9 protein-coding genes are annotated in these 11,418 nt (G+C 58.4%); 6 read left to right on the top strand and 3 right to left on the bottom strand.

Annotated features, from left to right (window positions below):
• The first annotated feature begins 5 nt into the window (after window positions 1–5).
• The 4 genes from ftsZ (at window position 6) to recN (ending at window position 5,747) form a co-directional block, all read left to right on the top strand.
• Window positions 6–1,754 (top strand): cell division protein FtsZ, encoded by a 1,749-nt coding sequence (gene ftsZ / locus CUC55_RS19375; protein ID WP_103088872.1) that lies wholly within the window; start codon window positions 6–8, stop codon window positions 1,752–1,754.
• A gap of 275 nt (window positions 1,755–2,029) precedes the next feature.
• Window positions 2,030–2,989: a UDP-3-O-acyl-N-acetylglucosamine deacetylase gene (gene lpxC / locus CUC55_RS19370; protein WP_067645312.1), complete on the top strand. Its 960-nt coding sequence runs from the start codon at window positions 2,030–2,032 to the stop codon at window positions 2,987–2,989.
• Window positions 2,990–3,190: 201 nt separating this feature from the next.
• Complete coding sequence (locus CUC55_RS19365) at window positions 3,191–4,057, top strand: outer membrane protein assembly factor BamD (RefSeq protein ID WP_103088871.1); 867 nt, start codon at window positions 3,191–3,193, stop codon at window positions 4,055–4,057.
• A 16-nt stretch (window positions 4,058–4,073) separates the two neighbouring features.
• Window positions 4,074–5,747 carry a DNA repair protein RecN gene (recN, locus tag CUC55_RS19360; RefSeq protein WP_103088870.1) on the top strand — a complete coding sequence of 558 codons (1,674 nt, stop codon included), beginning with the start codon at window positions 4,074–4,076 and terminating at the stop codon, window positions 5,745–5,747.
• Here the strand turns inward: recN and CUC55_RS19355 are convergent.
• Window positions 5,744–6,358 (bottom strand): LysE family translocator, encoded by a 615-nt coding sequence (locus tag CUC55_RS19355; protein ID WP_103088869.1) that lies wholly within the window; start codon window positions 6,356–6,358, stop codon window positions 5,744–5,746. The two genes, recN and CUC55_RS19355, sit on opposite strands and share 4 nt — an antisense overlap.
• A gap of 115 nt (window positions 6,359–6,473) precedes the next feature.
• Between CUC55_RS19355 and ligA the strand changes: the two genes are divergently transcribed.
• The gene (gene ligA, locus CUC55_RS19350; protein ID WP_103089201.1) at window positions 6,474–8,648 is read left to right on the top strand and encodes an NAD-dependent DNA ligase LigA; all 2,175 of its coding nucleotides are present in this window, start codon (window positions 6,474–6,476) and stop codon (window positions 8,646–8,648) included.
• Window positions 8,649–8,690: 42 nt separating this feature from the next.
• Here the strand turns inward: ligA and CUC55_RS19345 are convergent, their stop codons facing one another.
• A complete protein-coding gene (locus CUC55_RS19345; protein WP_067645318.1) occupies window positions 8,691–9,635 on the bottom strand; it encodes a bile acid:sodium symporter family protein in 945 nt (314 codons plus the stop codon).
• Between the two features lie 113 nt (window positions 9,636–9,748).
• Window positions 9,749–10,645: a DMT family transporter gene (locus CUC55_RS19340; RefSeq protein WP_103088868.1), complete on the bottom strand. Its 897-nt coding sequence runs from the start codon at window positions 10,643–10,645 to the stop codon at window positions 9,749–9,751.
• 154 nt (window positions 10,646–10,799) lie between these two features.
• On the opposite strand from CUC55_RS19340, the gene CUC55_RS19335 reads away from it, so the two are divergent.
• A complete protein-coding gene (locus CUC55_RS19335) occupies window positions 10,800–11,390 on the top strand; it encodes a 3'-5' exonuclease (protein WP_103088867.1) in 591 nt (196 codons plus the stop codon).
• The last annotated feature ends 28 nt before the right edge of the window (window positions 11,391–11,418 follow it).

Here is an 11,418-nt window from a genome sequence, read left to right as displayed (position 1 = left end):
TTAAAATGACGATACAGCTGCAAAAGCCGGATATCACCGAGCTGAAGCCACGCATCACTGTTTTCGGCGTTGGCGGTGGCGGCGGTAATGCTGTTAACAACATGATCACGGCAGGTCTTCAGGGCGTCGACTTCGTCGTTGCCAACACGGATGCACAGGCTCTGACGATGACGAAGGCCGACCGGGTCATCCAGCTCGGCGTCAATGTCACCGAAGGTCTGGGCGCTGGTTCGCAGCCAGAAGTTGGCCGCGCTGCTGCCGAAGAGTGCATCGATGAAATCATCGACCACCTGAACGGTACGCACATGTGCTTCGTCACCGCAGGCATGGGTGGCGGTACCGGTACCGGTGCTGCTCCCGTCGTCGCGCAGGCTGCCCGCAACAAGGGCATTCTGACGGTTGGCGTCGTGACCAAGCCTTTCCACTTCGAAGGCGGTCGCCGCATGCGTCTGGCCGAACAGGGCATCGAGGAACTGCAGAAGTCCGTCGATACGCTGATCGTCATTCCAAACCAGAACCTGTTCCGTATTGCCAACGACAAGACCACGTTCGCTGATGCATTTGCGATGGCTGACCAGGTTCTCTACTCGGGCGTTGCCTGCATTACCGACCTGATGGTGAAGGAAGGTCTTATCAACCTCGACTTCGCCGACGTTCGCTCCGTGATGCGCGAAATGGGCCGTGCGATGATGGGTACCGGCGAGGCTTCCGGCCAGGGCCGTGCGATGCAGGCTGCGGAAGCGGCTATTGCCAACCCGCTGCTCGACGAAACATCGATGAAGGGTGCGCAGGGCCTGCTGATCTCCATCACCGGTGGTCGCGACATGACCCTGTTCGAAGTCGACGAAGCCGCGACCCGTATTCGCGAAGAAGTCGATCCGGACGCAAACATCATCCTCGGCGCGACATTCGACGAAGCTCTGGAAGGCCTCATCCGCGTGTCTGTTGTTGCCACCGGCATCGACCGTGTTCCTGGCCAGATGGAGCGCAACGCAGAAGAACTGCGCCAGGCTGCAGCTGCAAAGCCACTTATCCGTCCTTCCGCGGCCGTTGCTTCTGCTCCGGCCGCAGTGCAGCCTGCCCCAGTCATGCAGGCACCAAAGACGACCGTAGATCCTATTGCCCAGACCATTCGCGAAGCCGACATGGAACGCGAACTGGCACTGGCGGCTGCTGAACAGCGGCTTCGTCAGGCCCAGGCAGAAGCCGAATTCCGTCCTCAGAGCAAGTTGTTCGCAGCTGCTCCAGCGGAAGCACCGGTTGCTGCTCGCCCCGCAGCACCGGTGCACACCGCACCTGCGCCTGCCTACCATGCTGCAGAACAGGTGGCAGCACCTGCTCCTCGCATGCAGGCGCCAGCGCCGGTCTACCATGAGCCCGCTCCAGTCGCTCGTGCGCCTGAGCCAGTCCGCATGCCAAAGGTCGAGGATTTCCCTCCGGTCGTTAAGGCCGAGATGGATCACCGCGCCCACCCGGCCTCTGCCGTTCCGGAAGAGCGTGGCCCAATGGGCCTTCTGAAGCGCATCACCAATTCGCTTGGTCGCCGCGATGAAGAAGAAACCGTTCCATCCGACATGATGGACGCGCCAAGCCTGGCCACTCAGCAGCGTCGCCCGCTGTCGCAGGAAGCCAGCCTCTACGCACCGCGTCGTGGCAATCTGGACGATCATGNCCGTCAGACGCCGTCGTCTGCCAGCCAGCATGATGACGATCAGCTCGAGATTCCGGCCTTCCTGCGCCGTCAGTCGAACTGATCTTCTGATTCTCGATCAACGCGATACCCGGGTCCGAAAGGCCCGGGTATCGCTGTCTTAAATGGCCGTGATCCGTGCCTGTTAGTTTAGATTTTTCAAAGCTTTGAGTCTGTTACAAAACGAAATCAACAGTGATTTGAGATAGCGCCGGACTGTGCGTATGTATGACCGTGAAACGAGGTTATGAGGCGGCGCAGCTGTCGTTCATCTCCCTCGGTTGAAATTTGGATCGCGCCGGGATATCGGGCAGGTCCACACGAAAAGGCTTTACTCGCATGACCATCGGACTGCTCGGTTTCCAAACAACGATCGCCAACTCCGTTCAGCTCAAGGGTATTGGCGTTCACTCGGGCAACCCGGTTTCCATGACGTTTCAGCCTGCGGAAGCAGGTACAGGCATCGTCTTCAGTCGCCAGCATGAGAATGGCAACACCACCGAACTGAAGGCTGTTTCGGCCAATGTCGGCAATACGGATCTCTGCACGGTGCTCGGTCGTTCGCTGCCACAATCCATCTCGACTGTCGAACACGTCATGGCCGGTATCTACGCCATGGGAATCGACAACCTCATCGTTGAGGTCGATGGTCCTGAAGTTCCGATCATGGACGGCAGCTCGATGCCTTTCATCGAAGCCATCGAATCAGTCGGCATCACAAATCTTGGCGTGAAGCGTCGTTACATTCGCGTTGTGAAGCCCGTTCGTATCGAAGCTTCCGCATCCTGGGCCGAGTTCCGCCCCTATGACGGTACGCGCTTTGAAGTCGAGATTGATTTCGACACGCCGTTGATTGGCCGCCAGATCTGGAAGGGCGATCTGACGCCTGAGACGTTCAAGAACGAACTTTCGCGTGCCCGGACATTCGGCTTCATGCGTGATGTCGAGCGCCTTTGGGCTGCCGGTTATGCGCTGGGTTCGTCGTTGGAAAACTCGGTTGTCATTTCCGATGACAGCACGGTCATCAACATGGAAGGTCTGCGTTACGCGAAGGATGAGTTCGTCCGTCACAAAACGCTGGATGCGGTTGGTGATCTGGCCCTTGCTGGCGCTCAGTTCATTGGTTGCTACCGCTCCTATCGCGGTGGTCACAAGGTCAATGCCAATGCGTTGAAGGCGCTGCTTAGCGATCCCACGGCCTATGAAATTGTGGAAGCGCCAGCCGTGCGCAGCCCGGTTGTTCGTGCGCGCGAGTTCGTGCCCGTCCAGCAGCTTGAGTTTGCTCCCTGGTCTGCATGATCGAGAGTTTAGCGAAACAAGAGCCGTCCACTAGGGCGGCTTTTTCGTATGTGGGCCGAATATAATCATCGACTACAGGGTGCCGCGCCATAAAAATGCGTTATTGCGTCATCATTGCGTTGCCCTGCGGACGCTTTTATGGCTAGAAACGCCTTTGGAAAAGCCGATGTTCTGTATTTACGCGGAAGTGGGAACTGACGAATGAAGCGTGTAGTGTCTGGTGCAATGAATGGAACGGTACGGGGAGCACTCGTATCGCTGATGCTGATTGGCGCCGGAACGCTGGTAACGTCTTGCCAGTCTGACCCTGACATCGACATCACCAAACTCGGCGTCGAGACCGATCCGCCGGATGTGCTTTACAAGCAGGGCCTTGCCAACATGAATGCTGGAAACATGACCGAAGCCGGTCGCAAGTTCTCGGCGATCGATAAGCAGTATCCTTTCACGGAATGGGGCCAGAAGGCTCTCGTGATGAACACCTTCATCGCCACACGTCAGAACAAGAACGAGGTGGCGATCGCTTCCGGCGCGCGCTTCCTCAAGCAATACCCACGCGCCAAGGATGCCGCCTACGTTCAATACATGATCGGTCTTGCCTATTCCAAGCAGATTGCCGACGTGACGCAGGATCAGCGCGCTGCACAGCGCACGATCGAAGCGATGAACAAGGTCGTAACCGATTATCCGACCTCCGAATATGTGCCGGATGCGCAGGCGAAAATCCGCTTTGCGCGTGACCAGCTTGCTGGCCGCGAAATGCAGGTTGGCCGTTACTATCTTGAGCGCAAGGAATATCTTGCTGCCGTATCGCGCTTCCGCATCGTCGTTGAGCAGTATCAGAACACCAACCAGATCGAAGAAGCTCTCGCACGTCTGACAGAAGCCTATTATGCCATGGGTCTGGTGGACGAGGCGCAAACGGCGGCTGCGGTTCTCGGCAACAATTATCCTGACAGCCAGTGGTACGGTGATTCGTACAAGCTGCTGAAGGGGCAGGGGCTTGAGCCACGCGAAAACAAGGAATCCTGGATTTCCCGCGCTGGCAAAAAANTCGTGGGTGCCTGAGAGCAGAGCATAAGACATGTTGGTCCAGCTATCGATCCGCGACATCGTTCTGATCGAACGGCTCGACCTAGGGTTCGAGGCCGGCCTTTCTGTGCTGACCGGCGAAACGGGCGCTGGCAAATCCATTCTTCTCGATAGTCTGTCGCTCGCACTTGGCGGGCGTGGCGATGGTGGCCTTGTGCGCCATGGCGAAGACAAGGGGCAGGTTACCGCCACCTTCGAAGTGGGGATGGATCATCCCGCCCGTGTGCTGCTGCGCGATAATGGGTTGGATGACGATGGCGATCTGATTTTTCGTCGTGTGCAATCCGCCGATGGCCGCACCAAGGCCTATGTCAACGATCAGGCCGTTTCCGTTCAACTGATGCGCCAGCTTGGTCAGCATATGGTCGAAATCCACGGTCAGCATGATGATCGTGCGCTTGTCGATACCAATGCGCATCGCACCCTTCTGGACGCCTTTGCCGGTTTGACGGACGAGGTCGTGTCCGTTCAGTCGCTGTACCGAACATGGAAAGACGCCGAGCGTGGCCTGAAGGTTCACCGTGCCAAGGTGGAGGCCGCCGCCCGCGAGGCGGATTATCTGCGCTCCTCCGTCGAAGAGCTCGAGATTCTGGCGCCGATGGATGGCGAAGAAGACGAGTTGGCCGAGCGCCGCGCCGTGATGCAGAAGTCCGAGCGCATTGCCGGTGACATCGCCGAGGCGAGCGATTTTCTGAATGGTAATGCTTCGCCTGTACCCGTCATTGCATCTATGATGCGCCGTCTGGAGCGCAAGAGCCACGAAGCGCCGGGCCTGCTGGAAGAGACGGTGCAGTTGCTGGATGCGGCACTCGACAGTCTTTCCAATGCGCAGATGGAAGTTGAGGCGGCGCTGCGGCGCACCGAGTTCGATCCGCGTGAACTGGAGCGCGTCGAGGAGCGTCTGTTTGGCTTACGTGCGGCCGCCCGCAAATATTCCGTTCCCGTCACCGAGCTTCCGGCGCTGGCCGAGCGCATGGTTGCCGATCTTGCCGATCTGGACGCGGGCGAGGAAAAGCTTGCCCAGCTGGAAAAGCATCTGGGTGTGGTGAAAACGGATTTTGACCGGGCTGCCCTGTCACTCTCAGAAAAACGCCACAAGGCAGCGTCGGCGCTTTCCGAAGCTGTGATGGCGGAGCTTCCAGCGTTGAAGCTGGAGCGCGCGCGCTTCACCGTGGAAGTCAGCAGCGATGCGGCTTTGGGTACGGCTGATGGCATCGATGTCGTGGAATTCCATGTTCAGACCAACCCCGGCACGCGCCCCGGCCCGATCATGAAAGTGGCGTCAGGCGGCGAGCTTTCGCGGTTCCTGCTGGCGCTGAAGGTCGCGCTTGCTGATCGTGGGTCCGCACCCACGCTGGTCTTCGATGAAATCGACACGGGCGTCGGCGGGGCCGTGGCAGATGCCATCGGCCAGCGGCTGAGACGTCTGTCGAAANCCGTGCAGGTTCTGTCCGTGACCCACGCGCCGCAGGTCGCAGCCCGTGCTGCCACGCACTTGCTCATCTCCAAGGGACCATCCGGCGATGGCACCGAGCGCATTGCCACGCGCGTCACCACCATGCAGCCGGAACACCGCACCGAGGAAATCGCCCGCATGCTGGCCGGTGCGTCTGTCACGGATGAGGCGAGGGCGGCGGCGGCACGTTTGCTGGCGGCCAAGGACTAACGGCTGACCGCGACTGCAACGCCGGAGCCGATCATGACGCCACCAGCCGTGCGATTGACCCGGCGGACGATCTTGGGCGAACGCAGCAAACCGCGGGCGCGCACCGCAAGCGCGACATGGCCACCGATGACGATGGCTTCCACAAAGAGAATGACGCCAGCCAGCGCGGCCAGATGATCGACGGTCAACGATGATCCTACGACGTTCGGCAGAAGAGCGACATAAAACAGCGGCATTTTCGGATTGCCGAGGTTGAGTGCCATCCCTGTTGCGAAAATCGAAAACAGATTTCCGCGTTCTTTCACCGCTTGCAGTTTCGGCACAACCGGCTCTGCCGTCCACAATTTGATACCCATCCAGATCAGATAGGCCGCACCGGCGTAGCGCAGGATGGTCATCAGTGTCCCCATCTCGGCGGCAAGAATGGACAGGCCGAAAGCGGCGAGTGTCAGGAAANTCAGGATGCCCGCGACTGTACCTGCGCCATAGGCGAGGCCGGATGCCGCGCCATGGGTGATGGTGCGGGCAACGATGGTCATATTATCGGGACCGGGGCTGGCCGCGAAAACAAAGAAGGTGGCGGCGAAGGCGATGAGCGTCATCATGTCCATATGGATATTCCCCCGTTTGATTCAGTCGTGATTTNCAGATTACCGCAATGCCGGACGTTGAAAACTGTCTCACCTTCGTTAAAAACGAATTCTGTTCATGCAAGAGGCCTGCTCCATGTCCCAAGATCAAACCCCGGTGGAAAAACTGTCCGAGCTTGAGGCGTCTGCCGAGCTTGCCTTTCTGGCTGCCGAGCTTGCGCGGCATGATGCGCTCTATCATGGCAAGGATGCGCCGGAGGTCTCGGACGCTGACTATGATGCGCTGAAGCGCCGCAACGACGCTATAGAGGCGGCATTCCCTGATCTCGTCAGGGCGGACAGTCCGTCCAAGAAAGTCGGTTTCGCGCCGCTGGCAACATTCGCGCCCATCGTGCACGCCCGGCCTATGCTGTCTCTGGACAACGCCTTTTCCGATGATGACGTGCGCGATTTCGTGGCATCGGTCTACCGCTTCCTGGGCAACCTGCCGGATGATTCGATTGCCTTTACGGCCGAGCCGAAGATCGACGGTCTTTCGATGTCGATTCGCTACGAGAACGGCAAGCTGAAAACGGCGGCCACCCGTGGCGATGGCACCACCGGCGAGAATGTAACGGCCAATATTCTGACCATCAAGGAAATCCCGAACAGCCTGCCGAAGGGCGTGCCTGATGTGGTGGAAGTGCGCGGCGAGGTCTACATGGCCAAGAGCGATTTTCTGGCGCTGAACGCGCAGATGGAAGCCGATGGCAAGCAGACCTATGTCAATCCGCGCAACACGGCGTCCGGTTCGCTACGGCAACTGGATGCGAATGTGACGGCCAGGCGCAAGCTGCGCTTTTTNGCCTATGCACTGGGCGAGGTTTCCGATGACGGTCAGCCGGTGCGTCTTGCAGACACGCAATTCGGAATCGTGGAAAAGTTCAGGGAATGGGGATTTCCGGTAAACCCGTTCATGAAGCGATTCACATCCGGCCAGCAACTGATTGAACATTATCAGGAAATCGGCATAGCAAGGCCGGATCTCGATTACGATATCGACGGCGTTGTTTACAAGGTGGACCGGCTCGATTTGCAGGAAAGGCTCGGCTTCCGTTCCCGCAGTCCGCGCTGGGCAACCGCGCACAAGTTTCCGGCGGAGCAGGCATTCACGACCGTTGAAAAGATCGAGATACAGGTGGGTCGCACCGGCGCCTTGACGCCGGTTGCGCGTCTGACGCCGATCACGGTCGGCGGCGTGGTCGTGACAAACGCGACGCTGCACAATGCCGATTACATCGAAGGCATCGGCAATAATGGCGAGCGTATTCGGCCAGAGGGCCATGATATCCGCGTCGGCGATACCGTCATCGTCCAGCGCGCAGGGGATGTCATTCCGCAGGTGCTGGATGTTCTTCTGGAAAAGCGCGATGGCGGTTCGCAGCCTTACGAATTTCCAAAACAGTGCCCGGTTTGCGGCAGTCACGCGGTGCGCGAGCGCAATGAGAAAACCGGCAAGCTCGATTCCGTTACCCGTTGCACGGGCGGATTTGCCTGTTCCGCGCAGGCGAAAGAGCATCTCAAGCATTTCGTGTCGCGCAATGCCTTCGACATCGAAGGTCTCGGCACGAAGCAGATCGATTTCTTCTTCGAGAGCGAAGACCCGGCACTGTCTATCAGGACCGCACCCCAGATTTNCACTCTGAAAANGCGTCAGGAAGAGTCCCATCTTACCAAACTGGAAAACATCGATGGATTCGGCAAANCCAGCGTCAAAAAGCTGTTCGATGCCATCGATGCGCGCCGCGAGATCGACCTGCATCGCCTGATCTTCGCACTGGGCATTCGCCATGTGGGGGAAACGACGGGAAAACTTCTGGCGCGCACCTACGGCACCTATGAGCATTTCGAAGACGCCATGAAAGCCGCCGCTGATTTGACCGGCGATGCCTGGGCCGAGCTCAACAGCGTCGAGGGCATCGGTGAAGTGATGGCGCGCGCCATCGTTGAATTCTACAAGGAGCCGCGTAATCTCGACGTTATCGACCGGCTGATGAAAGAGCTTCGTCCGAAGGAAGCTGAAAAGCCGACGACGGAAGGAAGTCCCGTCGCTGGCAAGACGGTGGTCTTTACTGGCTCGCTGGTGAAATTCACCCGCGACGAGGCAAAGGCCCGTGCCGAAAGCTTGGGTGCCAAGGTAGCCGGCTCCGTTTCCAAAAAGACCGACTACGTGGTGGCAGGGCCGGGTGCTGGCTCAAAACTCGACAAGGCCCGCGAACTTGGCGTGCAGACCATGGATGAGGATGAGTGGCTGGCGCTGATTGCGGGGTAGGTCAACTGTCGTTTCAGCTGAAAANGGCTCAAACCTGTTGGTTCAACCATCAGCCTTCACATCGTCTGAGCGCCCGGCAAACCAATTGGCCAGCAGCGCACCGGAGATGTTGTGCCAAACGCTGAAAATGGCGCTTGGTACGGCTGCCAGCGGCGAGAAGTATGCCGTGGCCAGAGCAGCTCCAAGTCCGGAATTCTGCATGCCGACTTCGATGGCAATTGCCTTGCGCTTTGCAAGCGTCAAACCACAGGCTTTTGCGGCGAAAAAGCCCAGCAGATAACCAAGCCCATTGTGCAGGATGACGACAGCGAAGATCATCAGGCCGGACTGCACAATCGATGCCTTGGACGCGCCAACCACGGCTGATACGATAAGTACGATGCCGATGACGCTCACCAATGGCAAGGCAGGAACGGCAGCTTTAACGAAGGCTGGCAGTAGCTTCTGAAGGGCTGCCCCGAGCGCAAGCGGCACGAGTACGACCTTGATGATGCTCATAAACATCGCCCAGCCATCCACTGGCAGATACTGGCTTGCAAACATCCACACAAGGAATGGTGTGATGATGGGAGCAGCGATGGTGGTGACCGAGGTGCAGGCGACCGAGAGTGCGACATCGCCTTTGGAAAGATAGGTCATGACATTCGAGGACGTACCGCCCGGGCAGCAGCCAACAAGGATCACCCCGGCGGCAACTTCGGGTGGCATGGGGATCAAACGTGTCAGCAGCACTGCAAGCAGTGGCATGATGAGAAACTGTCCCAGAACGCCAATTGTCACGTCGAAAGGACGCTTTACGACCTCCCTGAAGTCATCCAGAGAAAGAGTGAGGCCCATGCCGAACATGATGATGGACAAGAGCGTAACGATCCAGGGGCCGATCTGCTTAAACGTGTCTGGGAAGAAGAAGCCGAGGAACGCGAACAACACGACCCAGGCGGCAAATGTCTTGCCAACAAATGATGATATCAGCGCCAATGTCTTCATGTTCGTTTCCTTCCGCCTAGCCTGCGGGGACGTCTAAAGGCACGATCCTGACTGTCAAGGTCATCACACACGTCATTTGACCGGCATAAGCCTGCTCCCGGCATCACAAACCGTTACCGGACATGTTTCCTGCGAAACACCCGCCCATCAATGGCCACCAGGCCGCCGGCGATCATGGCCATGCCGAGGAGGTGTTTTGCTTCCAGCTGTTCTCCCAGCACGAGGGAGCCAAGCAGAATGGCGCTGACGGGGATGAGGAAGGTGACGAGGGCGAGGTTTGTAGCGCCTGCGGAAGCGAGAATGCGGAAGAAAATCAGGTAGGCGAGTGCTGTGGACAGGAGTGCTATGCCGAGGAGTGCGGCCCAGACTTCACCGCTTGGCACGGCGAGCGACCATGGCTGGTCGATGACGAGGGCCAAAGGGATGAGCATGATGGTGGACGCAGAAATTTGCCCGGTCGCGGTAACCAGTGGTGGTACGCCCATGGCCTTGAAGCGGCGGCCGAAAATTCCGGCGAAGGCGTAGGAGATCGCTGCGCCGAGAATAGCGAGTTGGCCCCAGAGGCTGGAGCTTTCACCGGTGAGTGCTTCGGGGCCTATCATGGTTGCGACCCCGGCAAAGCCGATGATGATCCCGGTTAGCTTGTTGATGGTCAGTTTTTCATCCACCGTCAGCATGTGGGCGACGATGACAGTGAAAAGCGGGGTTGTTGCATTGAGAATGGAGGCAACGCCGCTGGCAATATGGGTCTGGCCCNAGACGATGAGGCAGAAGGGGATGATATTGTTGAGCAGACCCATGCCAAAGAAAGCGCGAAGGACATCGCGGTTCGTTGGCCATCGGTAACCCATGAAGCGACAGACGGTGAGCAGCGCCAGCGCGGCGATGGAGACGCGCAGCGTGACGATGGTCACGGGCGGCAGTTCCTTGACAGCGATGCCGACGAAAAAGAACGATCCGCCCCACAGGACCGAAAGTGCAACGAGCAGCGCCCATTCGGTTGCGTTCATCTGTTTATGTACGGCCACGTCGGATGCCCCCTTGCCACATCGGTTCCGCCTTTGTGTAATTCGGGCAATAGCGCGTTACCACCCGATTCCGGCAGGCGGTTCATTTTCGTGGTGTTTTCCTTTATGTCGAGCGAGTAGCAAGCGGGAATCACCTTTGAAANCCATCGCCATCGATTTCGAAACAGCCAATGAGGAGCGGGGTAGTGCCTGTTCCGTGGGGCTGGCGTGGATCGAAAACGGCCGGATCGTGCGGGTGGAAGAGCGGTTGATCCGCCCCAGGGATATGCGGTTTTCGCCGTTTAATGTTGCCATTCACGGCATCAAACCTGTTGACGTGGAAGACGCACCGGAATTTCCTGAAGTGATGGACGAGTTCATCGAGGATTTNCGGGACGCGACGATGATTGCGCATAATGCCGCTTTCGATTTCAGTGTCATGCGGGCGAGTTTCGACAAGTATCGGCAGAGCTATCCGCAGCTTTCCTACTTGTGCAGTGTGAAGATGTCGCAGCGCGTCTGGCCCTCGCTGCCCTCGCACAAACTCAACATCATCGCCCACCATCTGCAACTGCGTTTCGTGCACCATAATGCGGCGGAAGACGCCGTCGTGTGTGCGGCTGCGGCCATTGCGGTGGCGAAGGCTGTCAACGTGGAGCACATCCACCACATACCCGAAANGATAGGCATGGTGGCAGGGCGGTTGCACGCTGCGGGTTACGCGCCATGCACAATGAGAAAACGCTGACTTTGCGGTCTTGTGGTGCGCTTGCGGG

It is taken from the genome of Agrobacterium bohemicum, assembly GCF_002896715.1.
Lineage (GTDB): Bacteria > Pseudomonadota > Alphaproteobacteria > Rhizobiales > Rhizobiaceae > Agrobacterium > Agrobacterium bohemicum.
This window is presented reverse-complemented; position numbering and strand designations above follow the sequence as displayed.